This is a genomic window from Bordetella genomosp. 13 (assembly GCF_007679965.1).
In the GTDB taxonomy this organism is placed as follows: domain Bacteria; phylum Pseudomonadota; class Gammaproteobacteria; order Burkholderiales; family Burkholderiaceae_B; genus Bordetella.
The window spans coordinates 1255428-1281667 of sequence record NZ_VEHL01000001.1; the positions used below are offsets into that span (position 1 = coordinate 1255428).

A 26240-nucleotide genomic window follows, 5' to 3' on the forward strand; every position below is an offset into this window, starting at 1 on the left:
CCCGCCAAGTCCCTCAGAACCTCAAGTGGAACAGCGCTATGAAACTCACGAAAACCCTGTTTGCAGGTGCCGTCCTGGCCGCGATGGCTGGCACCGCTGCCGCCGAAACCTCGGTGACGCTGTATGGCCTGGTTGACTTGGGTATCGTCTATCAACGCGGCAAGGTCGGCACCAGCGATGCCAACCGCCCCGAATATGGCGGCGACTACCACTCCCGCATCGGCATGAACAGCGGCAACCAGAGCGGTTCGCGCTTCGGCCTGCGTGGCGTCGAAGATCTGGGCAACGGCGTGCAAGCCAACTTCGTGCTGGAAAACGGCTTCACCGCCAACAACGGCAACCGCGACCAGGCTGGCCGCCTGTTCGGCCGCCGCGCCACGCTGGGCCTGTCCAGCGATGCGCTGGGCTCGCTGGACCTGGGCCGCAACATCAACGTTGCGTCCGACTGGTTCGGCAACATCGATCCGTTCGGCACGGACTTCTGGACGGCCTCGATGGGTACGGCCTTCAGCGCGGCCAACACGGTCCGCTATGACAATATGGTCATGTACACGAGCCCGTCGTTCGGCGGCTTCCAGTTCGCGGGCGGCTACTCGTTCTCGTTCGACGACGTCGAGCGTCCCTCGCAGTTCGCCACCCAGGACAACAACCGCGCCATCACGACCGGCCTGCGTTACAGCGGCGGTCCCCTGCAAGTCGTGTTCACCTACGACAAGCAGATGCTCAAGCCCAACCAGCCGTCGCCCGAGCAGTTCATCATCGGCGCCGCCTATGACTTCGAAGTCGTCAAGCTGTCGCTGGCCTATGGCCGCAGCACCGACGGCGTCATGATCGGCCAGGGTTACGACCTGATGGGCGGCGGCTTCAACGACAACACCCCGGCGCGCGGCCAGGGCGGCACCAACGGCCGCTTCACCTGGGACGACCTGAAGATCAACTCGTACATGGTCGGTGTGAGCGCCCCGATCGGCGGCGCCAGCAACGTGTTCGCGTCGTGGCAGCGTGCCGACCCGAACCAGGGCCTGGAAACGATGAACGTCTGGAGCCTGGGCTACACCTACGACCTGTCCAAGCGCACCAACCTGTACGCCTTCGGCTCGTACAACGACGCCGCGGCGTTCGTCGACGGCGACAAGATGCTGACCGTCGGCGTGGGCCTGCGTCACCGCTTCTAAGCAGAATCAGCTGCAGGGTTCGCCTCGCCTGAGCAGGGCCGGGGCGCCCATCTCAAAGCCGCCTTCGCAAGAAGGCGGCTCTTTTTATTTCCGGGGTTCCGCCCGCCGGGCCTGGCCACGGATCGGCGCGAGCGCCGTTGCGCCGCGCGCCGGCCAGCGCGGAGTCAGCCCGGAATAGCCAGCCCGCGCTGGACCGCGGGCCGCGCCACGAAGGCATCCAGCACGCGGCCGACGTTCCTGAACTGATCGAACTCGACCAGTTCGCCCGCTCCGTAGAAGCCGATCAGGTTGCGGATCCACGGAAACGCGGCGATGTCGGCGATGGTGTATTCCTTGCCCATGATCCAGTCGCGGTCGTCCAGGTGCTTGTCCAGCACGCCCAGCAGCCGCTTGGACTCGGCGACGTAGCGGTCGCGCGGACGCTTGTCTTCGTAGTCCTTGCCGGCGAACTTGTGGAAGAAGCCCAGCTGGCCGAACATCGGGCCGATGCCGCCCATCTGGAACATGACCCACTGCAGGGTCTCGTAGCGCGCGGCCACGTCCCGCGGCAGGAACCGTCCGGTCTTGCCGGCCAGGTAGACCAGGATGGCGCCGGATTCGAACAGCGGCAGCGGCTGGCCGTCCGGACCATCCGGATCGATGATGGCCGGGATCTTGTTGTTCGGGCTCAGCGACAGGAATTCCGGCGACAGCTGGTCGTTGCTGCCGAAGTCGACCTTGTGCGGCTCGTAGGGCAGGCCGGTTTCTTCCAGCATGATCGACACCTTCACGCCGTTGGGCGTGGGCAGCGAATAAAGCTGGAGGCGGTCAGGGTGCTGGGCGGGCCACTTTTTCGTGATGAGGAAGTCGGAGAGAGCGCTCATGGAAGGATATGTCCGATGAAGGGTCGCTGGCGAGGCGCTACGTGTGCTGATCGCCGTCTACGTACAGCCACCGCCCGTCCTGGCGGACGAACCGGCTGGTTTCGTGCAGGCGCGATGCGCGGCCGTCCTGCCGGCAGCGCGCCACGAATTCGACGATGGCGTGATCGTCATCCTGTTTCTCGTGCCGGCGCACCTGTAGGCCCAGCCACTTCAGGTTGGGCGGATTGGGCGACAGGTCGGCCGGGCGCGTGTCCGGATGCCAGGTCTGCCGCAGATAGTCCAGCAGGTCCAGCACGAAGGCGCTGTAGCGTGAGCGCATCAGGGACTCCGCATCCGGCGCCCGCAGCAGGCCGGGGCCGTCATGCCAGCGGCCGCAGCACGCCGGATAGGCGCGGCCGCTGCCGCAGGGGCAGGCGGAAGGGAGCGGATTCGGGGCGGATTTCACCCGCGCATTTTGGCACGAAGCGGGCGGCGCGGGCGCTCTATGACCCATTTCGCAGGGACGTTGCGCCGCATCGTGGCGGCGCTGCTCAGGTCGTCCGCGCATGCGCCCACGGTCGCCGTGCCGCGCCTCCATGTCGCGGCTCGAGCCGCACGCCTGGACCGGACGTCAGGCCACCAGGTCGGCGTATTCGGGATGGCGGCGTATGTAGACGGCTGCGTACGAGCACAGCGGCTGCACGCGCCAGCCTTCGCGGCGCGCGGTATCCAGGGCGGTGCGGGTCAGGTCGGCGGCGATGCCGCGCCCGCCCACGGCCGATGGCACGCCGGTATGGGTGATCGCCATCGTGCCATTGCCGAGCTGGTAGTCCAGCACGCAGAGATGGCCGTCGACGGTGGACTCGAAGCGGTTGGCGGGAGCGTTATGGGTGATGTCCGTCATGGGTATCCTCGGTGGTATCCAACGGGCGCCCAGCAGGCGGCGTGCCCGTCGTCGGCGGCCCGCCGGCACGCGGCGCGGATGGCCGCCCCTGCCGGCTATCCTACTGCGAGGCGGCGGCGATACGCCAATCCCCATGCCAGGCCCGCCAACGCGGCCACCAGGGATCCCACCAGCACGCCCAGCTTGGCCGCGCCCAGCAGCATCGCGTCGTCGAACGCCAGCATGGCGATGAAGATGGACATGGTGAAGCCGATGCCCGCCAGCAGCCCCACCAGGCAGATGCCGCCCCACGATACGCCGGGCGGCAGGCGACACCAGCCCATGCGGACCGCCAGCCAGCTCATGCCGATCACGCCCAGCGGCTTGCCCAGCACCAGCGCCAGCGCGACGCCGCCCACGATCCACTGCGGGCCGGCCGCCGACAGATCCACGCCTTGCAGGCTGACGCCGGCGTTGGCCAGCGCGAACACCGGCATGATGCCGTAGGCGACCCAGGGATGCAGCGTCATCTGCACGCGCGTCACCGGTGGCAGCACCTCGCGCTGCGCCAGGCGGAGTTCTTTCAGCGGCAGGGCCATCCGGTGCGCGTCCGCGGCCTGGCCGTCATGTCCGCGCAGCGCATCGGCGGCGCGCGCCAGGACGTCCAGGGGGCGCTCGCGCATCGGCAGCGCCATGACCGGCGTCATCATGCCCAGCACCACGCCCGCCAGCGTGGGATGCGCGCCGGTCATCAGCAGGCCCGTCCACACGATCGCGCCTGGCGGGATGTACGCGGCCGCCGAGCCGATGCCCAGGCGCTGGAACGCGAGCACGGCCAGGATGCCCGCGCCCGCGATGATGAAGCCCTCGTACTGGAGCCCGCCGGAGTAGAACAGCGCGATGATGAGCACGGCGATGATGTCGTCGATGATCGCCAGCGCCAGCAGGAAAATCCGTACGTTGACGGGAATCGACCTGCCCAGCAGCGCCAGCACGCCGACCGCGAAGGCGATGTCGGTCGCGGTCGGCACGGCCCAGCCTCGCAGCCCGGCGGGATCGCCGTTCACGCCCGCGTAGATCAGCGCGGGGACCACGACGCCGCCCAGGGCGGCCATGATGGGCAAGCCGGCCTGCCTGAGGTTGCTGAGCGCCCCTTCGTGGATCTCGCGACGGATCTCCATGCCGACGACCAGGAAGAACAGCGTCATCAGGCCGTCGTTGATCCAGAAGTGCAGGCTTTGCGAGAAGGTCAGGTCGCCCAGGCCCAGGGAAACCGGCATGTGCCAGAAATGGTGGTAGCCGGCGGAAAACGGGGAGTTGGCCCAGATCAGCGCCGCGGCCGCAGCAATGACCAGCACGATGCCGCTGGCGGCTTCGATGTGCAGGAAACGCTGGAGGGTGGCGAACGCGCGTTCGGCCAGGACTTGGACGCGCGGCAAGGTATGCCGCGGGGTAGGGGCGTGCATGGTCGTGGAGACTCCGCGTGGCGGCCCGACCGACGCATGAACCTGCCCGCCGCCCGATGCTGCGAACACCCGTTTGTCATTGTACCGAATCAGGCGGGGGCTCGCCCGCAACGCCACGCCTGATCGGCGGCGGATGCGGCTCTGCATCGCAGAGGCAACCTGGCTGCCCCCTGCACGCCCGCCGGTTACCGGCTCACGCCGCAGGCAATTGCGCAGGCGGTTCCGCGGCCTGCGCCAGGGTCCGCTCCAGCTTGGCGGTCAGTTCGGCGCTGGCCGGCATCAGGGGCTGGCGCAGTTCGTCGACGATCAGCCCCTGCATGGACAGCGCGCGCTTGAGAGGAGCCGGATTGGGCTCGCTGAACAACAGCCGGATCAGCTTGCGCAGCGGGGCGAACAGGGCCTCGGCCCGCGGCGCGTCGCCCGCGCGCGCCGCGCGCATCATGGCGACGAAGCGCTCGGGGAACAGGTGCGCGGCCGCGGGGATGGCGCCCGTGCCGCCGGCCAGGAAGTGGTCCATCAGCATGGCGTCGGCGCCGCACAAGGCCTGCACGCGGCCGCGCTGGTTCAATGCGGCCAGCAGGCCGGGATGGCATTCCTTCACGGCTGCGTACTGCGGGTCGCGGGCCAGGGTTTCCATCGTGTCCACGGTCAGCGCCACGCCGGTGCGTTCGGGGATGTTGTACAGGATGATGGGCCGCTCGGTGGTCCATGCGATCTGGTGGTAATGCCAGACGATGCCGGCCTGACTGGGGCGCAGGTAGGCCGGCGGCGGCACCAGGTAGGCGGCGGGCGCCGCGCGTTCGAAGCGGCGGATCAGCGCCGTGACGCTGCGCGTGTCGATGCCGCCAGCGCCGATCACCACGGGCAGGGCATTCGCGTCGCCTCGCACGGCGTCCAGCACCTCGCATTTCTCGGCTATGGACAGCAGGCTGCCTTCGCCCGTGGAGCCGAACAGCACCAGCCCGGCCAGGCCGGCGTCGCGGTAGCGGCGCGCCAGCGCCTGCGCGGCATACAGGTCCACGCGGCCCTGGCGCAGCGGCGTGATCATCGGCAGCCACAGGCCGTCGAAACGTACGGGGGCGTCGGGCAAGGCGTCGCGCGGCGTGGCGTTGGCGGGCAAGGCGTCACGCGGCGCCGCGGTGGTCGACAGGGCATCGAGCGGCATGACGGCGTTCATCGCAGCACCGCCGTCAGGGTATGGATGACGCCGAATTCGGCCCTGGGCAGGGCGCACATGATCACGTGCATGGCCGCGTCGATGTCATGGCGCGTGCCGCGCAGCAGCATCGTGGTGGGGCCGCCTGCCGGATCGGCATCCAGGATGCGGACTTCGGCGGGCACGTCGCCGGCGCGGCGCAGCGCCAGGTGCAGATTCATGACGTCGTGCGGCGCGATGCGCACGGTCATCGAGACAGCGTCGCCCAGCGGCATGGCGATGGGCATGGCGGGACGGTGTTGGCGTTGCGGTAAGGGCATGGCGGTTGGGGCGCGGGCCTGCGGTGGGGCAGGCTGCCGTTGGCCGTGGTGGCTGACGAGTCCACTATAGGGAGCGCGCCGTAAACCCCGCGGAAAAATGCCGCCCGCCGCCATAAAAATGGCGTCAACGCCGGTGTCGCGTCAGAAGGTTCTGGTCAGCGTCACCAGCCCCGCCGCGCGGCCCATGTCGCGCCCCTTGGTGTTGGTGTAGACCCGGCGGTCGGCGTTTGTGTCGACGTAGGCGGCGCTCAGGCTGAAGCCCTGGCCCAGGTCCTTGGTCAGGCCCAGTTTCCAGTCCCAGTACGAACCGTCGTCCAGGCCGCGCACGTACTGATAGCCGACGTGCGCGTTGACGGCCAGGCCCCAGACGCCGGTATCGAAGTCGCCGCTCAGGTCGACGTACTGGCTGCCGCTGCTGCGCGCGAAGCCGAACAGGTTGGTGACGGCATACGAGTACTTGAGGAACACCGGACCGTATCCGGCGCCGGCATACAGCTCGGTGGTGTCGGGGCTGGTGTAGCCGGACGGATAGTCCCCGGGGTAGTAGTACTGCAGCACGCCCACGTCGAAGGGAGCATCTTCGGCAAGCCGGCCCTTGTAGCCGCCATAGAAGTCCACCTCGATGGGGGCGGACACGTCCGGATGGCTGTCGTCAAGCCAGCTGATGCTCGAGTTCCAGTTGCCGAGGTAGAAGCCGCTGGCGTGCACGAAGTCGAAGCCGGCGGACACGGCCGGCTTGTTGTTGGTCTGCATGAGGCCTCGATAGCGGTACTGGCTGGCCAGCGACAGGTTGGCGCCGAGCGTATAGGACGCGGGCGCATCGGCTTGCTGCTGCTGTTGCTGCGCCTGGGCGGCGTCGGCCAGGCACAGCGCCGCCGCCAGCGTGGCGCCGGCGGCTAGGGGTTTGGAAAGCCTGGGCAGGCGGGCGTGTGGCATGGTGTCGTTCTCCTGTGAATGCGCGCGAAGACGCGCCGTGCGCACAGTAGAGACAAGCGCATAAGCCGCGCGTAAAGAGTGCGCGGCCGTGCGTAAACGGGCCGTAAACCGTGCGCGCGGACTCGGTGCACGGGAAGCCCACGCATGACGTCCATCCACGTGGAGCCGATGCACGCGACGCCAGCTCGCATGCATCCGGCCCACGTGAAGACGGCGCCCGCAGGCGCCGTCGACTTGCCGCGACAGCGGGCGTCGATGCCCGCCAGGCCGCGCTACATCTTCACCACGTCGGTTCCCGCCGGCGGCGTGAACTGGAACTCGGTGGCGGGCAGCGAGGGATTGGGCTGAAGGTTGGACAGCTCCACGCGCGTGGTCTGGCCGAAAGCGTCCAGCAGCTCGATGCGCACGGGCTGGTTGTCCTTCATGCCGATGTCGACCTGCGAGAAGCCGGCGTCGGCGCTTCGCGGCTTGGCGCGCAGCCACTCCAGGCCGTCGCGCGCGGGCAGCGGCGAGACCTGGAAGGCCTGTTCCAGGTTGCCCGAGCCGAACAGGATGGCGGCCGGCGAGGTGCCGATGGCCCGGTCGACCTGGCGCACGGTGACCTGGGCCAGGTCGGGGTCGTACTGGTAGACCTGCTTGCCGTCGGCGACGATGCGCTGTTCGTACGGCAGCTTGACCAGCCAGTTGAACTTGCCGGGGCGCTGGAAGGCGAAGGTGCCGCTTTGCGTCTTCGGCTTGCCGCCCTGTGTGCCAGAGGTGCTTTGCGTGAACGCGCCGGTGGCGCCCTGCACGTTGGAGACGAAGGCCTTCAGCTGTTCCTGCGCGCTGCCGGCCATGCCAGCCGCCGCGGCCATCAGCGGGCACAGGCCCAGCACCGCCACGGCGGCCAATCGGTGTAGGGTCTTTACCATCATGCTTCCTCCCGCGCGGGCACCAGGATTTCCCGGTTGCCGTTGGACTGCATGGCCGACACCATGCCGGCCTGTTCCATCTGTTCGAGCAGGCGCGCCGCGCGGTTGTAGCCGATGCGCAGGTGCCGCTGCACCAGCGAGATCGACGCGCGGCGGTGCTTGAGCACCACTTCGCAGGCCTGGTCGTACATGGGATCGGATTCCGCGTCGCCGCCGATGCCCGTGACGCTGCTGGCGCCCTCGCTGCCGTCGCCTTCGACGCCGCCTTCGAGCAGGCCTTCGACGTAGTTGGGTTCGCCCTGGGCCTTCAGCGCCTCGACCACGCGGTGCACCTCGTCGTCGTGCACGAAGGCGCCGTGCACGCGCATGGGCAGGCCGGTGCCCGGCGGCATGTACAGCATGTCGCCCATGCCCAGCAGGCTTTCCGCGCCCATCTGGTCGAGGATGGTGCGCGAGTCGATCTTGGACGACACCTGGAACGCGATGCGCGTGGGGATGTTGGCCTTGATCAGGCCGGTGATGACGTCGACGCTGGGACGCTGCGTGGCCAGGATCAGGTGGATGCCTGCGGCGCGCGCCTTCTGCGCCAGGCGGGCGATCAGCTCTTCGATCTTCTTGCCCACCACCATCATCAGGTCGGCCAGCTCGTCGATGACCACGACGATCATGGGCATCTCGGACAGCGGCTCGGGCTGGTCGGGCGTCAGCGAGAACGGGTTGGGGATGGGCTCCTCGCGCTTGATGGCGTCGCGGATCTTTGCGTTGTAGCCGGCCAGGTTGCGTACGCCCATCTTGCTCATCAGGCGATAGCGCTTCTCCATCTCGCCCACGCACCAGTTCAGCGCGTTGGCGGCCTGGCGCATGTCGGTGACCACCGGCGACAGCAGGTGCGGGATGCCTTCGTAGACGCTCATTTCGAGCATCTTCGGGTCGATGAGGATGAGGCGCGTGTGCGCGGCGTCGGCCTTGTACAGCAGCGACAGGATCATCGCGTTGATGCCCACCGACTTGCCCGAGCCGGTGGTGCCGGCCACCAGCAGGTGGGGCATCTTGGCCAGGTCGGCCACCACGGGATTGCCCGCGATGTCCTTGCCCAGCGCCATGGTGAGCACGGACTGGCTGGCGTGGTAGGTCTGCGAACCGAGGATCTCGGACAGCTTGACCATCTGACGCCGCGGGTTGGGCAGCTCCAGGCCCATGAGGTTCTTGCCGGGTATGGTTTCGACCACCCGGATGCTGACCAGGCTGAGCGCGCGCGCCAGGTCCTTGGCCAGGTTGACGATCTGGCTGCCCTTGACGCCGGTGGCGGGTTCGATCTCGTAGCGCGTGATGACCGGGCCGGCCTGCGCCGCCACCACCACCACCGACACGCCGAAGTCGGCCAGCTTCTTCTCGATGAGCCGCGAGGTGAATTCGATGGTCTCGGCGGAGACGGTTTCCTGGCTGGCCTGCGGCGGATCCAGCAGGCCCAGCGCGGGCAGGTCGGTCTCGCCGGCCGGGGGCGCGAACAGCGACTGCTGCTTTTCCTTCTCGGCGCGGTCGGAGCGCGGCACCACGGTGATGGCGGGCTCGATGCGCACGGGCTGTTCGTGCACCATCTTTTCCTGCTTGGCCACCACCTGTTCGCTGCGCACGGCCTGGGCGACCTCGCCCACGCGGCGGTCCTGGCGGGCGGTGTACGAGTTGCGCACGTTGCGCAGCGTCCCCTCGATGGCGTTGCCGATGCGCTCGGCCAGCTGCAGCCACGAGAAGGCGAAGAACAGGCTCAGGCCGATGGCCACCAGCACCAGCAGGGCCAGCGTGCCTCCGGTGAAGCCGACGCCGCGCGACAGCCAGCCGGCCAGCATCTGGCCGATGACGCCGCCCGCGCCGCTGGCGCCGTCGGTGCCGCCGGGCAGGTGCATGCCCCAGCTGTACAAACGCAGGGCCTCGATGCCTAGCGAACCGACCAGCAGCAGCGCGAAGCCGACGCCGACCTCCCAGTGCACGCGCGGCAAGGGGTCGTCCTTGCCCGGCCCGCGCAATTGCGTGGCCAGGCGGCGATAGCCGGCCCGCACGCGATTCAGCAGCAGGATGACCCACCACCAGGCCGAATAGCCGAAAAGGTAAAGAAGTATGTCGCCCAGGTAGGCGCCCAGGGTGCCCCCGCCGTTGCGGATGGTGCCGGAGGCGACCGAGTGCGACCAACCGGGGTCGGATGGGCTCCAGGTGGCCAGCACCAGCGTGAGCCAGGCGGCCAGGGCGGCGAACAGGATCCAGCGGGCCTCGCGCAGCAGCGCGGAGATGCGCGTCTGCAGGGCGGAAGGGCCATTGCGGGTGTTGCGCGAGGCGCGCGGGGAGGCAGTGGAAATACGCGGCATGGGCCTCATTATAATGAGACGTCACTTTAAAAATGTCTGCATATGTCTACGCCGAAGCACGCAAAAGTCCTGATCCTCGGGTCCGGCCCGGCCGGCTACACCGCCGCCGTCTACGCCGCCCGGGCCAACCTCAAGCCCGTGCTGGTGACCGGCCTGGCCCAGGGCGGCCAGCTGATGACCACCACCGAGGTCGACAACTGGCCGGCCGACGTCCACGGCGTCCAGGGCCCCGACCTGATGCAGCGTTTCCAGCAGCACGCCGAGCGCTTCGAAACCGAGGTGCTGTTCGACCACATCGCCAAGGTCGACGTGTCCAAGCGGCCATTCACCCTGACGGGCGACACGGGCAAGCTGTACACCTGCGACGCGCTCATCATCGCCACCGGGGCCTCGGCCAAGTACCTGGGCCTGCCCACCGAAAGCGCCTTCATGGGCCGCGGCGTGTCGGGCTGCGCCACCTGCGACGGCTTCTTCTACCGCAATAAAGACGTGGTGGTGGTCGGCGGCGGCAACACGGCCGTCGAAGAGGCCCTGTACCTGTCCAACCTGTGCCGCAAGGTCACCCTGATCCATCGCCGCGACAAGTTCCGCGCCGAGCCCATCCTGGTCGACAAGCTGATGGACAAGGTCGCCAACGGCAACATGGAGCTGAAGCTGTTCAACACGCTGGAAGAGGTGCTGGGCGACGACAGCGGCGTCACGGGCGTGCGCATCCGCCACACCGAGACCGGCGCCACCGAAGACCTGGACGTGGCCGGCTGCTTCATCGCCATCGGCCACCAGCCGAACACCGAGATCTTCGCCGGCCACCTCGAAATGAAGGACGGGTACATCGTCACGCAGAGCGGGCTGAACGGCATGGCCACCATGACCTCGGTGCCGGGCGTGTTCGCCGCCGGCGACGTGCAGGACCACGTGTATCGCCAGGCCATCACCAGCGCGGCCACGGGCTGCATGGCGGCCCTGGACGCACAGCGCTGGCTGGAAAATGCGGGGCACTAAGACCAGCCTGGCCGATCTGAAGCGGGTGCACGATACGCTCGCCAAGGAACGCGAACAGGCCGAACGCCAGGCACGCGAGGAAGCGGCGCGCCGTGCCCGGGCTGCGCCCGCGCACGACGTCGACGCCTTCAAGAAGGCCATGCAGCAGGCCACGCCCATGAAGGCGGCCAACAAGGTCGAGCACGGCCGCGCGCCCGAGCCCGCCATCGACCACGCCGTGGCCTCGCGCCGCGCGTCGGCCATGGGCGAGAAGCCCGCGGTGCGGGCCGACGCCGGCGTGTCCGACGGCGGCGACGTCGCGCACATGCTCTCCGAGAACGGCACCGCCTTCGTCCGCCTGGACGCGGCGCCCGATACGGCGCGGCGCCTCAAGCGCGGCGACTGGCGGGTCGGCGCCGAGCTCGACCTGCACGGCCTGCGCGTCGAGCAGGCCCGCCACGCGGTGCTGTCTTTCCTGGACGAATGCCTGGAGCACGGCATCCGCTGCGTGCGCATCGTGCACGGCAAGGGCTATGGCTCGCAGGGGCTCGAACCGGTCCTGAAGGACAAGGTCCGCACTTGGCTGGTGCAGAAGCCCGACGTGATGGCGTTTTCCGAGGCCATGGAGCGCGAAGGCGGCGCCGGTGCTTTGCTGGTGCTGATGCGCCAGCCCGAAGCCGCACGCCGCTAGGCATGCGGCGCGGGCGCCGTGGGCCGCCGCGGGCGGCTTCCGCTACGTCCCCGGCTTGCGCAGGTAGTCCACCAGCGCAAGGGTCGCCGCGTCGGGCCGCCGCGTCAGTAGCGATACCACGATGATGGTGGCGAACGCGGCCGGCGCGCCGAACACGCCGGCCGCGATCGGCTGGATGCCCCACCACAGGTCCACCGGCACGGTGCGCGGCACGTTGAACACCCATTCGCGCAGCCACGGATGCGTGTGCGCCATGTACGTGAACGTCGTCAGCAGCCCGACCGCCATGCCCGCCGTCACGCCCCACTTGTTGCCGCGCCGCCAGAACAGGCCCATGACCAGCGCGGGAAAGAACGACGAGGCCGCGAACGAAAAGGCCGCGGACACCATGAACAGGATGTCGGCTGGCTTGCGCGCCGCCACCCAGGCCGCGCCGAAGGCCACCAGCAGCAGCAGGATCTTCGAGACGATGACGCGCCGCGCCGCGGGCATGCGGGGCGACACCATGCGATACCACATGTCGTGCGACAGCGAGTTCGACATGGTCAGCAGCAGGCCGTCGGCCGTGGACAGCGCCGCGGCCAGCGCGCCGGCCGCCACCAGGCCTGAGATGACGAAGGGCAGGCCGCCGATCTCCGGCATGGCCAGCACCACCACGTCGGCACCCATGCCGATCTCGCCCAGCTGCACGATGCCGTCGCGGTTGATGTCGACCACTTCCAGCAGATTGCTGTCCACGGCGCTCCAGGCGTGCACCCAATTGGGCAGGTCGCTGAAGCGGATGCCCACCACCTGCGCATACACCTCGTGCTTGACCAGCAATGCCAGCGCCGGCGCGGTGAAATACAGCAGCAGAATGAACAGCAGGGCCCAGAACACCGAGCGGCGTGCGTCGCCCACCGACGGCGTGGTGTACGAGCGCATCAGGATGTGCGGCATGCCGGCGGTGCCCAGCATCAGGCACAGCACCAGGGCCAGGAAGTTGATGCGCATGTCGCGCCGGTCGGTGTCGTCCCGTGCCGGAAAGGGCTGGGCGTGCGGCGTGGGCGGCGAGCCGCGCGCCTCGTAGGCGGCGCGCGCCTGCGCCCAGGCCGCGCGCGCGGCGGCGGGATCGGCGGGATAAGTGGCCAGCTCGCGCTCCAGCGAACGGACTTCCACCATGGGCGCGTCGGCCGCGATCTGCGCGGCCAGCTGCGTGCGCAGCCTGTCCTTCTCGTCGGCCCAGGACTGCGGCAGGGCGTCCAGGCGCGCCGTCATCTCCCGCGCGCGCTCGCGCCACAGCCGCCGCACTTCCTGTTCGGCCGCGTCGTTCTGCAGGTGGATTTCCTTTTCGGTGACCTGCTGCAGCACCGAGCCCGCGGACAACTGCGGCACGGGACTGCCCGTGTGCTTCACCGACAGCCAGATCACCGGCACCAGGTAGGCGATGACCAGGATGATGTATTGCGCCACCTGCGTCCACGTGACCGCGCGCATGCCGCCCAGGAACGAGCACACCAGCATGCCGCCCAGCGCCACGAAGATGCCCAGCTCGAACGAGATGCCGGTGAGGCGCGTGGTGATGATGCCCACGCCGTAGATCTGCGCCACCAGGTAGGTGAACGAGCACAGCACCGCGCAGGCCACGCCCATCAACCGCGGCAGGTTGCCGCCGTAGCGCGCGCCCAGGTAATCGGGAATGGTGTACTGGCCGAACTTGCGCAGGTAGGGCGCCAGCAGCAGCGCTACCAGCACGTAGCCGCCGGTCCAGCCCATCACATAGGCCAGGCCGCCGTAGCCGGTGAGGTACAGCGTGCCGGCCACGCCGATGAATGAAGCGACCGACATCCAGTCCGCCGCCGTGGCCATGCCGTTGTAGACGGCGGGCACGCGGCGGCCCGCCACGTAGTACTCGACCTGGTCGGACGTGCGGCACACGATGCCGATGCAGGCGTACAGGCTGACGGTAACGATGAGGAAGGCGTAGCCGATCCAGTTGCGCGACAGCCCGGCCATCTCGGCCAGCGCCAGCAGCAGCACCAGCAGGCCGAAGCCTGCCGTGTACAGCAGATAGATACGGCGCAGCCGCAGGCCGAACTCGTGCTGGGTGTCGGCGGAAAACGGCATCAGCGCGGTCCGTCCTGGCCGTGGTCGCCGGCTTGTGCCTGTTCCCGGTCCTGTTCTTCTTCTGCGCGAGCGTCGGCGCGGTTCATCAGCGCGCCGTACACGGCCACGATCAGCAGATAGGCCAGGGGCGCGCCATACGCGGCCAGCCAGAACGGGAAGGGCCAGCTGATGAATTCGAAGGAGAGGTAACCGGTGAACAGCGCGGGGGTGGCGGTCAGGGCGATCCACACCGCCAGCAGCAGCAGGATCAGCCGCACGTTGCGGCGCCAGTAGCGCGAAGCAGAGGGACGGACCTGGGATGCCGGCATGCTCGACCTGGGTAGGGGCGCTGCGCATCCGTGTCCGCTGCCGATGGGCGATTTGCGAAGCGCGAATGCGACAACGGCCGGCACAGTGTGTCGTGCCAGCCGTTGTGCGTTTGCTTTTCTTGTACTGCTTTTATTTATATACCGGTGCCGCCGGTTGTCTGGAAGCCCTTAAGGGCTTTCTGTCTCCTCACCTGCATGGACAGGATTCTGCACCAGTTACGGGACTGTCACACTAGGGGAATGCCCTAATTCGGCGCATTCATTTAGTTATATAGAGCACCAATATGGTGCGTTCAGCCAGAAAATTCGCTGAATTCGACCATCACATGGCAGAAGCCTGACAAATACGCCATTTTTGGGACAAACCGGGGCATCGGGCGACACGTCTTCATGACGCCTTGATGGCACCTCTTTGGTGCAATTCCGGCATTTATACCGTTTTTACACCCGCCCGCCGAACCTATATCCCGTTTTTACCCCCGTCTCCGTAACCTGCGCAGGGTCTGGCGGGGGCTGCCTCCGCCTTGTTCGGAGGTCCTGCCTCCGGGGAGAAAAACATGGATTTCCTGTACCTCGCCGCGTTCGGCGCGATGGCGGGCCTGACGTGGGCGCTGGTCGCCTTCTGCGCCCGCCTGTCCTCGGGAGAGCGCGCATGACCGCCATCTACTGGATCAGCGGCATCGTCGCGGCCCTGCTCATGGTCTACCTGCTGGCCGCGCTGTTCCAACCGGAGAAGTTCTGATGGATCCGCGATTCGTCGCCCTGCTGGCGGTCTTCCTGGCCGTGCTGCTGGGCGTGGCCCCGTTCCTGGGGCGTTATATCAAAGAGGCGATGGAAAACGGCCAGTATCGGCTGACCGGCTGGGGCCGGCCGCTGGAGCGCCTGTGCTATCGGGCCGCCGGCGTCGACCCCCGGGCCGAGATGGGCTGGAAGCATTATGTGCTGGCCCTGCTGCTGTTCAACGTACTGGGATTCGTGGCGGTCTACGCGCTGCAGCGTTTGCAGGGCGGGCTGCCGTGGAATCCGGCGGGACTGGGGGCGGTGTCGCCCGATTCCTCGTTGAACACTGCCATCTCGTTCGTGGCCAACACCAACTGGCAGGGCTACGCCGGCGAAGCCACGATGAGCTACCTGACGCAGATGCTGGCGTTGACCGTGCAGAACTTCGTGTCGGCCGCCACCGGCATCGCCGTGCTGTTCGCGCTGATCCGCGGCCTGACCCGGCACAGCGCGCGATCGGTCGGCAACTTCTGGACGGACATGGTGCGCAGCACGCTGTACGTGCTGCTGCCGCTGGCCTTCGCGCTGGCCATGGTCCTGGTGGGGCAGGGCGTGATCCAGAACCTGGACCCGTACGTGCAGGCGCAGGCCGTGGAAGCGCAGCAATACAGCGCGCCGAAGGTCGATGCCCAGGGCCAGCCGGTGCTGGATGCCGACGGCAAGCCCGTGATGGAAACGCTGAGCACCCGCCAGCAGACCCTGGCCATGGGACCGGTGGCCTCGCAGGAGTCCATCAAACTGCTGGGCACCAATGGCGGCGGCTTCTTCAATGCAAACTCCGCGCACCCGTACGAGAATCCCACGCCGCTGGCCAACCTGCTGGAGATGTGGGCGATCTTCCTGATCCCGGCGGCGCTGTGTTTCAGCTTCGGCGAGATGGCGGGCAACCGCAGGCAGGGCGCCGTCATCCTGGCGGCCATGACGGCGATGTTCGTGGTGTTCGCGCTGGCGACTTCGTACTTCGAGAACCAGACCACGCCAGCGCTGGCGCAAGGCGCTGCGAGCGGAGTCGCCACCGCAGCCGGCGGTTCGGATGGCGGCGCGGCCGGCGTCGGCGCGGCCGGCTTCGGCGCGGCCGGCAATGGCGCGGCCAGCCTCGCGGCTTCCAGCGCCGCGCTGCTGCCCGGCGGCAACATGGAAGGCAAGGAGGTGCGCTTCGGCATCGCGCCCACCGCGCTGTTCGCCACGGTGACCACCGCGGCGTCGTGCGGCGCGGTCAACGGCATGCACGACTCGTTCTCGGCCATGGGCGGTTTGCCGCCGATGCTGCTGATGCAACTGGGCGAAGTGGTGTTCGGCGGCGTGGGCGCGGGCCTGTACGGCATGCTGGCCTTCGCGATCCTGGCGGTGTTCATCGCCGGGCTGATGATCGGGCGCACCCCGGAGTACCTGGGCAAGAAGATCGAGGCCTACGACATGAAGATGGTGGCGCTGGTGCTGCTGGCCACGCCGCTGCTGGTGCTGGCGGGCACGGCCGTGGCCGTGCTGGCCGGCGCCGGCCGCGCGGGGGTGCTCAACCCGGGCATCCACGGTTTCTCGGAAATCCTGTACGCCCTGTCCTCGGCCGCCAACAACAACGGCAGCGCGTTCGCGGGTCTGTCCGCCAACACGCCGTTCTACAACGTGCTGCTGGGCATCGCCATGTGGGGCGGCCGCTTCGCGCCCATCGTCGCGCTGCTGGCGCTGGCCGGCTCGCTGGTCGCCAAGCCGCGACTGCCGCAGGGCCCCGGCACCATGCCGACCACGGGCCCTCTGTTCGCGGTGCTGCTGATCGGCTCGGTGATGCTGGTCGGCGCGCTGACCTACGTGCCTGCGCTGGCGCTGGGCCCCGTGGCCGAGCACCTGCAGAACGCCGTCCACGTGGCGAAACCTTGAACGCATTCGGTAGAAACATCATGGATCAATCCTCCAAATCCCTGGCCCCGGCCGAGGGCGGCGGCAATGCGCAGGAAGGCGCCGTGCATACGGGCGCCATGCATACGGGTGCTGCGCATACCGGCGCTGCGCCTTCCGCCGTCGCGCCCTCCAGCCTGGAACCTCCCGCCCCCCGCCAGTTCGGCTTCTGGTCGCCCTCGCTGGTGGGGCCCGCGCTGCGCGACAGCCTGGCCAAGCTCTCGCCCGCCGCGCAGGTCCGCAACCCGGTGATGTTCGTCGTCTATATCGGCAGCATTCTGACCACCGTGCTGTGGGCCATGGCGCTGGCCGGTGTGGCGGAGGCCCCCGCCGGCTTCATCCTGGCCATCTCGGTGTGGCTGTGGTTCACGGTGCTGTTCGCCAATTTCGCCGAGGCGCTGGCCGAAGGGCGCGGCAAGCAGCAGGCGGCCACGCTGCGAGGGCTGCGCACCACCATCCAGGCCCGCGTGCTGAAGACCTTCCGCGACAGCGACGAGGCGGGCGCCACGCCGCGCGTCTGGCAGTCCCGCGGCGAAGCGCGTCCGTCGGGAGAGCTGCGCAAGGGCGACGTCGTGCTGGTGCTGGCCGGCGAGACCATCCCTGGCGACGGCCAGGTCGTGGCCGGCATCGCGTCCGTGGACGAAAGCGCCATCACCGGCGAGTCCGCGCCCGTCATCCGCGAGTCCGGCGGCGACTTCTCGTCGGTCACGGGCGGCACGCGCGTGCTGTCCGACTGGATCTTCGTGCGCATCGCGGCCGATCCCGGCCAGAGCTTCCTCGACCGCATGATCTCGATGGTCGAGGGCGCCAAGCGTCAGAAGACGCCCAACGAACTGGCGCTGACCATCCTGCTGGTGGGCCTGACCATCGTCTTCCTGCTGGTCTGCGTCACGCTGCTGCCGTTCTCGGTGTATGCGGTGGATGCGGCGGGCGCGGGCAGCATCGTCTCGGTGACGGTGCTGGTGGCGCTGCTGGTCTGCCTGATCCCCACTACCATCGGCGGCCTGCTGTCGGCCATCGGCGTGGCCGGCATGAGCCGCATGATGCAGGCCAACGTGATCGCCACGTCGGGTCGCGCGGTGGAAGCCGCGGGCGACGTGGACGTGCTGCTGCTGGACAAGACCGGCACCATCACCTTCGGCAACCGCCAGGCGTCGGCCTTCCTGCCGGCGCCTGGCGTGACGGTGCAGGAGCTGGCCGAGGCCGCGCGCCTGGCATCGATGGCCGACGAGACGCCGGAGGGCCGCAGCATCGTGGCGCTGGCCGACCGCACGCTCGATGCGCCGGCCCCGGCATTGGCCGGCGCCCAGGCCGTGCCTTTCACGGCGCAGACACGCATGAGCGGCGTCGACGCGGGCAGCCGCCAGATCCGCAAGGGCGCGGTGGATGCCGTGGGCGCGTGGCTGAAGGCGCAGGGCGCGTCGCTGCCCGCCGCGCTGGGGCGCGATGCCGAGACCGTGGCGCGGCGCGGCAGCACGCCGCTGGCCGTGGGCGACGGCGCCCGCGCGCTGGGCGTGATCGAGCTGAAGGACATCGTCAAGCCGGAGATCCAGCCGCGCTTCGCCGAGCTGCGCCGCATGGGCATCAAGACGGTGATGATCACCGGCGACAACAAGCTGACGGCGGCTTCTATCGCGGCCGAGGCGGGCGTGGACGACTTCCTGGCCGAGGCCACGCCCGAGGCCAAGCTCAAGCTGATCCGCGCCTACCAGCAGGAAGGCCGCCTGGTGGCAATGACGGGCGACGGCACCAACGACGCGCCCGCGCTGGCCCAGGCCGACGTGGCCGTGGCCATGAACTCGGGCACGCAGGCCGCCAAGGAAGCCGGCAACATGGTGGACCTGGATTCAAATCCCACCAAGCTGATCGAGATCGTCGAGATCGGCAAGCAGATGCTGATGACGCGCGGCGCGCTGACCACCTTCAGCATCGCCAACGACGTGGCCAAGTACTTCGCCATCATTCCCGCGGCCTTCGCGGCCGTGTATCCGCAGCTGGGCGTGCTCAACGTCATGCAGCTGGCCACGCCGGCCTCGGCCATCCTGTCGGCCGTGATCTTCAACGCGCTGATCATCATCGCGCTGATCCCGCTGGCGCTGAAGGGCGTGCGCTACCGCCCGCTGGGCGCGGCCGTGCTGCTGCGGCGCAACCTGCTGATCTACGGCCTAGGCGGCCTGCTGGTTCCATTTGCCGGCATCAAGCTGGTCGACATGGCGCTGGTCGCGTTCGGCTGGGCCTGATTTCCTTACCAGGACATTCTCATGCAAACCTCCACATCTTCCCCCCGGCAGCAAAGCCTGCTGCGGCCCGCGCTGACGGTGTTCGTGCTGCTGTCGCTCATCACCGGCCTGGCCTATCCGCTGCTGACCACCGGCGTGGCCGGCGTGCTGTTTCCGCGCCAGGCGGCGGGATCGCTGATCGAGCGCGACGGCCAAGTGGTCGGCTCGGAGCTGATCGGCCAGCCGTTCAGTTCGCCGGGCTATTTCTGGAGCCGTCCGTCGGCCACCGCGCCGATGGCGTACAACGGCGGCGCGTCCGGGGGCTCGAACCTCGGGCCGACCAATCCGGCGCTGGCCCAGGCCGTGCAGGACCGCATCGCTGCCCTGCGCGCGGCTGACCCGGACAACACGGCGCGAATCCCGGTCGATCTGGTCACGGCGTCCGGTAGCGGCCTGGACCCGCACATCAGCCCGGCCGCGGCCGAATACCAGGTACGCCGCGTGGCCCGCGTGCGCGGCCTGCCCGAGGCCGAGGTGCGCAAGCTGGTGCAGGTGCACACCGACGGCCCGTGGCTGGGCCTGACCGGCGACCTCGCCGTGAACGTGTTGCCGCTGAACCTGGCGCTGGACGCGCTGCGGCCCGGCGCGAGCAAGTAAGCCGCATGCCCGCCGCGGCGTATAGTATGGCTGCCCCTTTTCCCATCGCGCATCATGGCCGACCCCGGTAGCGATCGTCCCGACCCAGACCGGCTGCTGAAGCACCTGGACGACGCGTCCGCCCAGGCGGGCCGCGGCAAGCTGCGCATCTATTTCGGCGCCTCGGCCGGGGTGGGCAAGACCTACGCCATGCTGGCCGCCGCCCGCGCGCAGCGCGAGCAGGGCGTCGACGTGGTGGCCGGCGTGGTGGAAACCCACGGCCGCAAGGAAACCGCGGCGCTGCTGCAGGGCCTGGACGCGCTGCCGCCGCAGCAACTGGCCTATCGCGGCCATGTCCTGGACGAGTTCGACCTGGCCGGCGCGCTGGCGCGCCGGCCAGGCCTGCTGCTGGTCGACGAGCTGGCCCATTCCAACGCGCCGGGCGCGCGCCATGCCAAGCGCTGGCAGGACGTCGAGGAGCTGCTGTCCGCGGGCATCGACGTCTGGACCACGCTCAACGTGCAGCATCTGGACAGCCTGAACGAGGCGGTCGGCAGCATCACCGGTGTGCGTGTCTGGGAGACCGTGCCCGACGAGTTCTTCGACGCGGCGCACGAGGTCATCCTGGTCGACCTGTCCGCCGACGAACTGCTGCGGCGGCTAAAGGAGGGGCGCGTCTATGTGCCCGACCAGGCGCGCCACGCCACGCGCAATTTCTTCCGCAAGGGGAACCTGATCGCGCTGCGCGAGCTGGCGCTGCGCCGCACGGCCGAGCACGTCGACGACGACGTGCAGGAGTATCGGCACGAACGCGAGATCCAGCCGGTCTGGCGCACGCGCGAGGCGGTGCTGGCCTGCATCGGGCCCGACGATCAGGCCGAATACGTCGTGCGCAGCGCCCACCGGCTGGCGCAGCAGCTGGAATGCGACCTGCACGTCGTCAGCATCGCCGCGTTGCGCGTGGCGCCGCTGCCGCAACAGCAGAAGCAGCACCTTGAGCGCGCGATGGCGCTGGCCGACCGGCTGGCCGCGCGCACGGAGACACTGGCCGACACCGACCTGGTGGATGCCGCCGCGCGCTACATGCGCCGGCACAACATCACCAAGGCCGTGCTGGGACGCGGCGCTCGCGGCCGCTGGCGCTCGCCGTCGCACTGGCTGGACGCCTTGCTGGCGCCCGGCTGGTGGCGCCGTCGCCGCACCTTCGCCGACGCGCTGTCGGCCGCCTGTCCCGAGGTGGACGTGGTCCGCGTGGCGGCGCCGTCCGTGGCCGCGCCGCCGCCCGGCCGCGATCCGCTGATGCTGGGCCGCCGTCCGGGCGACGTCCCTGACGCGCACGGGACTCAGCCGGCCGGCGGTTACGCCTGGGCCCTGGGCTATTGCGCCGTCGCCACCATCGTGTCGCACTTGGCTTCGGCGGTGCTGCACCAGACCAACATCGTCATGTTCTACCTGCTGGCCGTGGTCGGCGTGGCCCTGCGTCATGGCCGCGGCCCATCGGCGCTGGCCTCGGTGGTCAGCGTGGCCCTGTTCGACTATTTCTTCGTGCAGCCGGTGGATTCGTTCGCGGTGTCCGACGTGCAGTACCTGGTCACCTTCAGCGTGCTGCTGGCCGTGGGCCTGTTGATCGGGCAGCTGACCGCGGGGCTGCGCGCGCAGGCGCGGGCCTCGGCCAAGCGCGAAGCCGACGCGCGCGGTCTGTACGAGTTCGCTCGCGAGCTGTCCTCGGCCCTGCTGCCGGAACAGATCGTGGCCGCGGCCAGCGCCTTCCTCAACGCCGCGTTCGGGGCCCGCAGCGCACTGTACGTGCTGGCGCTGGACGACCGGCTCGTCCTGGCTTCGCCCGTCGATCCCGACATGGCGGCGCTGGAGCCGTCGCTGGCGCAGTGGGTGTACGACCAAGGCCGCGCGGCCGGCGCGGGCACCGGCACGCTGTCCAACAGCCCCCTGCTGTATCTGCCGCTGAAGGCACCCATGCGCGTGCGCGGCGTGCTGGCGCTGCAGGCGCCGGGCCGGCCGTTCTCCGCCATGCCAGAGGCGCAGCGCCAACTGGATGCCTACGCCACCCTGATCGCCATCGCGCTCGAACGCCTGCACTACGTCGAGGTGGCGCAGCAGGCGCTGGTCAACATCGAATCCGAGCGGCTGCGCAATTCGCTGCTGGCCGCCGTGTCGCACGACCTGCGCACGCCGCTGACCAGCCTGGTGGGCCTGGCCGAGACCCTGCTGCGCGACCCCGGGGCCTTGCCCGACGCCGCGCGCGAGACGGCCGCCGCCATGCGCGACCAGGCGCAGCGCATGCACGCGCTGGTGGTCAACCTGCTCGACATGGCGCGCCTGCAAAGCCGCGACGCGCCGCTGCGGCCCGAATGGCAATCCATCGAGGAACTTGTGGGCGTCGCGCTGGCGGCCATGCGCGAGACCCTGGCGGGGCACCGCGTCAGCGTGGCGCGGCTGTCCGACCTGCCGCTGGTGGAATGCGACGGCATCCTGATCGAGCGGGTGCTGTGCAACCTGCTGGAGAACGCCGCGAAGTACACGCCAGCGGGCAGCGCCATCCACATCGACGCCCAGGCGGCGGACGGCGCGTTGCGCCTGGCCGTGCGCGACGACGGCCCCGGCGTGCCCGAGGGCATGCGGCAACGCATCTTCGAGAAATTCACGCGCGGCGGCCGAGAGTCGGCCACGCCCGGCGTGGGCCTGGGCCTGGCGGTGTGCAAGGCGATACTGGAGGCCCATCGTGGCCGCATCTGGGTCGAGCCCGCGCCGCAAGGCGGCGCCCATATGCATGGCGCAAGCTTCGTCTTCACACTGCCGCTGGGCACGCCGCCCGCCGCGCCCGCCGAGCCGGCGCCATCCTGATTCCTGCCATGTTCGACTACCAACCCACCGTACTGCTGATCGAGGACGATGCCCACATCCGGCGCTTCGTCCGTACGGCCCTCGAATCCGAGGGCTGCGAGGTCCACGAGGCCGACACGGTCAGGCGCGGCCTGATCGAGGCCGGCACGCGCCAGCCCGACGCGGTGGTGCTGGACCTGGGTCTGCCCGACGCCGACGGCATGACGCTGATACGCGAGTTGCGCGGCTGGACCGAGGTGCCGGTGCTGGTGCTGTCGGCGCGCACCCACGAGACCGACAAGATCGCGGCGCTGGACACCGGCGCCGACGACTACCTGACCAAGCCGTTCGGCGTGGGCGAACTGCTGGCCCGCCTGCGCGTGCTGCTGCGCCGCCATGCGCGCGGCGGCGCCGACAACGCGGCGCAGATCGCCTTCGGCGACGTGCACGTCGACATGGCGCGGCGCGTGGTGACGCGCGCGGGCCAGCACGTGCACCTGACCCAGATCGAATACCGCCTGCTCGCCGCCATGCTGGCGCATCGCGGCAAGGTGATGACTCACCGCGAACTGCTGCGCGAGGTATGGGGGCCGTCGCACGTCGAAAGCAACCACTATCTGCGCATCTACATGGGCCACCTGCGCCAGAAGCTGGAGGCCGATCCCGCGCAGCCGGTGCACCTGGTCACGGAAATCGGCGTGGGATATCGGTTCGCGTCCTGAGTGATCCGCCGATCCGGGCTCGCTGCTCGGCGCGTCGGTCGGCTGCGCTTTCTCTGCCGCCGCCATGCTGCCGACGCGGTCCGCCAGCCGTGGCGCGGGCGTCCACCCGGCCGCCCTGGCGCGCGTGGTGTAATTGGGTCTGCCACCCAAGCGTCACGTTTTTGCCATGACTACCGACCTGTTCGCCGCCGACCCCGCCCACCGGCCCTATACGCCGCTGGCCGAGCGCCTGCGGCCGCGCACCCTGGCCGAGGTGGTGGGGCAGTCGCACCTGCTGGGCCCCGACAAGCCGCTGCGCGTGGCCTTCGAATCCGGCCGCCCGCACTCCATGATCTTCTGGGGCCCGCCGGGCGTGGGCAAGACCACGTTGGCGCGCCTGATGGCCGACGGCTTCGATGCGCATTTCATCGCCATTTCCGCCGTGCTGGGCGGCGTCAAGGACATCCGCGACGCCGTCGTGGCCGCGCAGGTGGCGCAAGGACAGGGCCGCCGCACCATCCTGTTCGTGGACGAGGTGCACCGCTTCAATAAGGCCCAGCAGGACGCCTTCCTGCCCTACGTGGAAAGCGGCCTGTTCACGTTCATCGGCGCCACCACCGAAAACCCGTCGTTCGAGGTCAATTCGGCACTGCTGTCGCGTGCCCGCGTGTACGTGCTGCAGTCGCTGACCGCCGAGGAACTGGCCGAGCTGGTCGACCGCGCCGTCGCCGCCCTGAACGACGGCGCCGAACCGGACGGCGTCCTGTCGATCACCGCCGAGGCGCGCGACCAGCTGGCCGCGTGGGCCGACGGCGATGCCCGCCGGCTGATCAGCGCCGTCGAGGTCGTGGCCGAGTCCGCCCAGTCCGCCGGCCGCGACACCGTCGACACCGAATGGCTGGAAATCGCGCTGTCGCAGAACCTGCGCCGATTCGACAAGGGCGGCGACGCCTTCTACGACCAGATCAGCGCCCTGCACAAGTCGGTTCGCGGCTCGCATCCCGACGCGGCCCTGTATTGGTTCACCCGCATGTTGGACGGCGGCGCCGACGCGCGCTATCTGGCCCGCCGCATCGTGCGGATGGCCTGGGAGGACGTCGGCCTGGCCGACCCGCGCGCCATGCAGATCGCCAACGACGCGGCCGCCACCTACGAACGTCTGGGCAGCCCGGAAGGCGAACTGGCGCTGGGCCAGGCCGTCATCTACCTGGCCGTGGCCGCCAAGAGCAACGCCGGCTACAACGCCTACAACGCCGCGCGCGCGTTCGTCCGAGAGGACAAGAGCCGCGAGGTGCCCATCCACCTGCGCAACGCCCCGACCAAGCTGATGAAGCAGCTGGGCCATGGCCACGACTACCGCTACGCGCACGACGAGCCCAACGGCTACGCCGCCGGCGAGACCTATCTGCCCGAGGGCATGCGCGAGCCGCGCTGGTACCGGCCAGTGCCACGCGGGCTGGAGATCAAGATCGCCGACAAGCTGGCCCAGTTGCGGCAGCTGGACGAAGAGGCCCGCAAGAAGTGAAGCATGCGGGAGGCTAAAATCCCCCAACGCCGACTTTTCACCCACAGCCACACACCATGCTAGATCCGATATTGCTGCGCAAAGACCTGCAAACCGTCGTCGACCGCCTGAAAAGCCGCGGCGTCGACTTCGACACGGAGCGGTTCAACGATCTGGAGTCCCGTCGCAAGACCGTCCAGACCGAGACCGAATCCCTGCAGGCGCGCCGCAATGCGCTGGCCAAGCAGATCGGCCAGCTCAAGTCGCGCGGCGAGGACGCTTCGGCCGTGATGGCCGAATCGCAAGCCATCCCCGAGCGCCTGCGCCAACTGGAAGTCGACCTGGCCGTCATTCAGCAGCAGCTGAATGACGTGCTGATGTCCACGCCCAACCTGCCGCACGACAGCGTGCCGCAAGGCGCGTCCAGCGACGACAACGTCGAGGTGCGTCGCTGGCTGCCCGCCGCGGCCGGCGCCGACGGCAACCCGGCCCCGCTGGGCTTCGAGCCGCGCGACCACGTCGCCGTGGGCGAGCCGCTGGGCCTGGATTTCGACATGGCCGCCAGGCTGTCGGGCGCGCGCTTCAGCTTCATGCGCGGCCCCATCGCCCGCCTGCATCGCGCGCTGGCGCAGTTCATGCTCGACCTGCAGACCGGCGAGCACGGCTACACCGAGTGCTACACCCCCTACATCGTCAACAGCTCGACGCTGTACGGCACCGGCCAGCTTCCCAAGTTCAAGGACGACATGTTCGCGGTGTCCAAGGGCGGCGACGACGACAAGGTGGATGAGCAGGGCAACGCCGTGGCGCGTGAGGACCAGTACCTGATCTCCACCTCGGAAATCACCCTGACCAGCGTGGCGCGCGACACCATCGTGCCCGCCGCCGACCTGCCGATCCGCCTGACCGCCCATACGCCGTGCTTCCGTTCCGAAGCCGGCAGCGGCGGCCGCGACACGCGCGGCATGATCCGCCAGCACCAGTTCGACAAGGTCGAAATGGTGCAGATCGTCGCGCCCGACCAGTCCTATCAAGCGCTCGAAGACATGGTCGGCCATGCAGAGACGGTGCTGCAGCGCCTGGGCCTGCCGTATCGCGTGATGCTGTTGTGCGCGGGCGACATGGGTTTCGGCGCCGCCAAGACCTACGACCTGGAGGTGTGGCTACCCGCCCAGAACACCTGGCGCGAAATCTCGTCGGTGTCCAACTGCGAAGCCTTCCAGGCGCGCCGCATGCAGGGCCGCTTCCGCAATGCGCAGAACAAGCCCGAGTTCGTGCATACCCTCAACGGCTCCGGCCTGGCGGTGGGCCGTGCGCTGGTCGCCGTGCTGGAAAACTACCAGCAGGCCGATGGCAGCGTGGTGGTGCCGGAGGTGCTGCGTCCGTACATGGGCGGCCTGGCGGTGCTCAATCCCTGACCGCCGACTCTGTCGCTCCGTAAAAAGCCCGCAAAGTGAACTGACCCCAAGAAGTTGGACAGTTTAGGAAGCTAGAGGCTCAAGGCCTGAGTTCGGTACTGAACCGGGCTCAG

At 69.0% G+C, this 26240-nt stretch carries 22 protein-coding genes; 11 read left to right on the forward strand and 11 right to left on the reverse strand.

Annotated elements, in window-relative coordinates; all coding sequences use genetic code 11:
* The first annotated feature begins 38 nt into the window (after nt 1-38).
* Nucleotides 39-1175, forward strand: a complete 1137-nt coding sequence (locus FS845_RS05755) for a porin (RefSeq protein ID WP_144631126.1) — start codon at nt 39-41, stop codon at nt 1173-1175.
* 164 nt (nt 1176-1339) lie between these two features.
* On the opposite strand, the gene FS845_RS05760 is transcribed toward FS845_RS05755, so the two are convergent.
* The 9 genes from FS845_RS05760 to FS845_RS26705 all read right to left on the reverse strand — a co-directional run bounded on the left by FS845_RS05760 (nt 1340) and on the right by FS845_RS26705 (nt 10049).
* Nucleotides 1340-2038, reverse strand: a complete 699-nt coding sequence (locus tag FS845_RS05760; protein ID WP_144631128.1) for a glutathione S-transferase N-terminal domain-containing protein — start codon at nt 2036-2038, stop codon at nt 1340-1342.
* Between the two features lie 37 nt (nt 2039-2075).
* Nucleotides 2076-2585: a YchJ family protein gene (locus tag FS845_RS05765; protein ID WP_409929262.1), complete on the reverse strand. Its 510-nt coding sequence runs from the start codon at nt 2583-2585 to the stop codon at nt 2076-2078.
* Nucleotides 2586-2648: 63 nt separating this feature from the next.
* Nucleotides 2649-2921, reverse strand: a complete 273-nt coding sequence (locus tag FS845_RS05770; RefSeq protein ID WP_144631132.1) for a GNAT family N-acetyltransferase — start codon at nt 2919-2921, stop codon at nt 2649-2651.
* A 95-nt stretch (nt 2922-3016) separates the two neighbouring features.
* Complete coding sequence (gene nhaA / locus FS845_RS05775; protein WP_144631134.1) at nt 3017-4366, reverse strand: Na+/H+ antiporter NhaA; 1350 nt, start codon at nt 4364-4366, stop codon at nt 3017-3019.
* Between the two features lie 193 nt (nt 4367-4559).
* Nucleotides 4560-5543, reverse strand: a complete 984-nt coding sequence (gene dapA, locus FS845_RS05780; protein ID WP_260986161.1) for a 4-hydroxy-tetrahydrodipicolinate synthase — start codon at nt 5541-5543, stop codon at nt 4560-4562.
* A complete protein-coding gene (locus tag FS845_RS05785; protein WP_144631138.1) occupies nt 5540-5842 on the reverse strand; it encodes a hypothetical protein in 303 nt (100 codons plus the stop codon). Before FS845_RS05785 ends, dapA begins: the two co-directional genes overlap by 4 nt.
* A 141-nt stretch (nt 5843-5983) precedes the next feature.
* Nucleotides 5984-6778 carry a TorF family putative porin gene (locus FS845_RS05790; protein ID WP_144631140.1) on the reverse strand — a complete coding sequence of 265 codons (795 nt, stop codon included), beginning with the start codon at nt 6776-6778 and terminating at the stop codon, nt 5984-5986.
* A 272-nt stretch (nt 6779-7050) separates the two neighbouring features.
* Complete coding sequence (gene lolA, locus FS845_RS05795) at nt 7051-7689, reverse strand: outer membrane lipoprotein chaperone LolA (RefSeq protein WP_144631343.1); 639 nt, start codon at nt 7687-7689, stop codon at nt 7051-7053.
* Nucleotides 7689-10049, reverse strand: coding sequence for a DNA translocase FtsK (locus FS845_RS26705; RefSeq protein WP_144631142.1), 2361 nt, complete (start codon nt 10047-10049; stop codon nt 7689-7691). The genes lolA and FS845_RS26705 overlap by 1 nt, the downstream gene beginning before the upstream one ends.
* 42 nt (nt 10050-10091) lie before the next feature.
* Here FS845_RS26705 and trxB point away from each other — a divergent pair, with 42 nt between their 5' ends.
* Both trxB and FS845_RS05810 read left to right on the forward strand, forming a co-directional pair.
* Nucleotides 10092-11051, forward strand: coding sequence for a thioredoxin-disulfide reductase (gene trxB, locus FS845_RS05805; RefSeq protein WP_144631144.1), 960 nt, complete (start codon nt 10092-10094; stop codon nt 11049-11051).
* Nucleotides 11038-11721, forward strand: coding sequence for a Smr/MutS family protein (locus FS845_RS05810; protein WP_144631146.1), 684 nt, complete (start codon nt 11038-11040; stop codon nt 11719-11721). Before trxB ends, FS845_RS05810 begins: the two co-directional genes overlap by 14 nt.
* Before the next feature lie 42 nt (nt 11722-11763).
* On the opposite strand, the gene FS845_RS05815 is transcribed toward FS845_RS05810, so the two are convergent.
* Together FS845_RS05815 and FS845_RS05820 are read right to left on the reverse strand one after the other, a co-directional pair.
* Nucleotides 11764-13827: a sodium:solute symporter family protein gene (locus FS845_RS05815; RefSeq protein ID WP_144631148.1), complete on the reverse strand. Its 2064-nt coding sequence runs from the start codon at nt 13825-13827 to the stop codon at nt 11764-11766.
* Nucleotides 13827-14135: a DUF4212 domain-containing protein gene (locus FS845_RS05820; RefSeq protein ID WP_144631150.1), complete on the reverse strand. Its 309-nt coding sequence runs from the start codon at nt 14133-14135 to the stop codon at nt 13827-13829. The genes FS845_RS05815 and FS845_RS05820 overlap by 1 nt, the downstream gene beginning before the upstream one ends.
* Before the next feature lie 652 nt (nt 14136-14787).
* Here FS845_RS05820 and kdpF point away from each other — a divergent pair.
* From kdpF to serS, 8 genes are all read left to right on the forward strand, one after another.
* Nucleotides 14788-14877: a K(+)-transporting ATPase subunit F gene (gene kdpF, locus FS845_RS05825; protein ID WP_144631152.1), complete on the forward strand. Its 90-nt coding sequence runs from the start codon at nt 14788-14790 to the stop codon at nt 14875-14877.
* On the forward strand, nt 14877-16790 hold the full coding sequence (kdpA, locus tag FS845_RS05830) for a potassium-transporting ATPase subunit KdpA (protein WP_144631154.1): 1914 nt from the start codon (nt 14877-14879) through the stop codon (nt 16788-16790). Before kdpF ends, kdpA begins: the two co-directional genes overlap by 1 nt.
* Nucleotides 16791-16888: 98 nt before the next feature.
* Nucleotides 16889-19048: a potassium-transporting ATPase subunit KdpB gene (gene kdpB, locus FS845_RS05835; RefSeq protein ID WP_144631346.1), complete on the forward strand. Its 2160-nt coding sequence runs from the start codon at nt 16889-16891 to the stop codon at nt 19046-19048.
* Nucleotides 19049-19069: 21 nt separating this feature from the next.
* Nucleotides 19070-19684 carry a potassium-transporting ATPase subunit KdpC gene (gene kdpC, locus FS845_RS05840; RefSeq protein ID WP_144631156.1) on the forward strand — a complete coding sequence of 205 codons (615 nt, stop codon included), beginning with the start codon at nt 19070-19072 and terminating at the stop codon, nt 19682-19684.
* Nucleotides 19685-19738: 54 nt separating this feature from the next.
* The gene (locus tag FS845_RS05845; RefSeq protein WP_144631158.1) at nt 19739-22525 is read left to right on the forward strand and encodes a sensor histidine kinase; all 2787 of its coding nucleotides are present in this window, start codon (nt 19739-19741) and stop codon (nt 22523-22525) included.
* Between the two features lie 8 nt (nt 22526-22533).
* A complete protein-coding gene (kdpE, locus tag FS845_RS05850) occupies nt 22534-23226 on the forward strand; it encodes a two-component system response regulator KdpE (RefSeq protein WP_144631160.1) in 693 nt (230 codons plus the stop codon).
* A gap of 166 nt (nt 23227-23392) precedes the next feature.
* A complete protein-coding gene (locus FS845_RS05855; RefSeq protein ID WP_144631162.1) occupies nt 23393-24730 on the forward strand; it encodes a replication-associated recombination protein A in 1338 nt (445 codons plus the stop codon).
* 56 nt (nt 24731-24786) lie between these two features.
* A complete protein-coding gene (gene serS / locus FS845_RS05860; RefSeq protein ID WP_144631164.1) occupies nt 24787-26127 on the forward strand; it encodes a serine--tRNA ligase in 1341 nt (446 codons plus the stop codon).
* Nucleotides 26128-26240 lie beyond the last annotated feature (113 nt).

What these genes read in the sequence shown, in the direction of transcription:
- FS845_RS05755 (WP_144631126.1), top strand. Translation starts at nt 39, where the DNA reads ATGAAACTCACGAAAACCCTGTTTGCAGGTGCCGTCCTGGCCGCGATG.
- FS845_RS05760 (WP_144631128.1), bottom strand. Translation starts at nt 2,038, where the DNA reads ATGAGCGCTCTCTCCGACTTCCTCATCACGAAAAAGTGGCCCGCCCAG.
- FS845_RS05765 (WP_409929262.1), bottom strand. Translation starts at nt 2,585, where the DNA reads ATGCGCGGACGACCTGAGCAGCGCCGCCACGATGCGGCGCAACGTCCC.
- FS845_RS05770 (WP_144631132.1), bottom strand. Translation starts at nt 2,921, where the DNA reads ATGACGGACATCACCCATAACGCTCCCGCCAACCGCTTCGAGTCCACC.
- nhaA (WP_144631134.1), bottom strand. Translation starts at nt 4,366, where the DNA reads ATGCACGCCCCTACCCCGCGGCATACCTTGCCGCGCGTCCAAGTCCTG.
- dapA (WP_260986161.1), bottom strand. Translation starts at nt 5,543, where the DNA reads ATGAACGCCGTCATGCCGCTCGATGCCCTGTCGACCACCGCGGCGCCG.
- FS845_RS05785 (WP_144631138.1), bottom strand. Translation starts at nt 5,842, where the DNA reads ATGCCCTTACCGCAACGCCAACACCGTCCCGCCATGCCCATCGCCATG.
- FS845_RS05790 (WP_144631140.1), bottom strand. Translation starts at nt 6,778, where the DNA reads ATGCCACACGCCCGCCTGCCCAGGCTTTCCAAACCCCTAGCCGCCGGC.
- lolA (WP_144631343.1), bottom strand. Translation starts at nt 7,689, where the DNA reads ATGGTAAAGACCCTACACCGATTGGCCGCCGTGGCGGTGCTGGGCCTG.
- FS845_RS26705 (WP_144631142.1), bottom strand. Translation starts at nt 10,049, where the DNA reads ATGCCGCGTATTTCCACTGCCTCCCCGCGCGCCTCGCGCAACACCCGC.
- trxB (WP_144631144.1), top strand. Translation starts at nt 10,092, where the DNA reads ATGTCTACGCCGAAGCACGCAAAAGTCCTGATCCTCGGGTCCGGCCCG.
- FS845_RS05810 (WP_144631146.1), top strand. Translation starts at nt 11,038, where the DNA reads ATGCGGGGCACTAAGACCAGCCTGGCCGATCTGAAGCGGGTGCACGAT.
- FS845_RS05815 (WP_144631148.1), bottom strand. Translation starts at nt 13,827, where the DNA reads ATGCCGTTTTCCGCCGACACCCAGCACGAGTTCGGCCTGCGGCTGCGC.
- FS845_RS05820 (WP_144631150.1), bottom strand. Translation starts at nt 14,135, where the DNA reads ATGCCGGCATCCCAGGTCCGTCCCTCTGCTTCGCGCTACTGGCGCCGC.
- kdpF (WP_144631152.1), top strand. Translation starts at nt 14,788, where the DNA reads ATGACCGCCATCTACTGGATCAGCGGCATCGTCGCGGCCCTGCTCATG.
- kdpA (WP_144631154.1), top strand. Translation starts at nt 14,877, where the DNA reads ATGGATCCGCGATTCGTCGCCCTGCTGGCGGTCTTCCTGGCCGTGCTG.
- kdpB (WP_144631346.1), top strand. Translation starts at nt 16,889, where the DNA reads ATGCATACGGGTGCTGCGCATACCGGCGCTGCGCCTTCCGCCGTCGCG.
- kdpC (WP_144631156.1), top strand. Translation starts at nt 19,070, where the DNA reads ATGCAAACCTCCACATCTTCCCCCCGGCAGCAAAGCCTGCTGCGGCCC.
- FS845_RS05845 (WP_144631158.1), top strand. Translation starts at nt 19,739, where the DNA reads ATGGCCGACCCCGGTAGCGATCGTCCCGACCCAGACCGGCTGCTGAAG.
- kdpE (WP_144631160.1), top strand. Translation starts at nt 22,534, where the DNA reads ATGTTCGACTACCAACCCACCGTACTGCTGATCGAGGACGATGCCCAC.
- FS845_RS05855 (WP_144631162.1), top strand. Translation starts at nt 23,393, where the DNA reads ATGACTACCGACCTGTTCGCCGCCGACCCCGCCCACCGGCCCTATACG.
- serS (WP_144631164.1), top strand. Translation starts at nt 24,787, where the DNA reads ATGCTAGATCCGATATTGCTGCGCAAAGACCTGCAAACCGTCGTCGAC.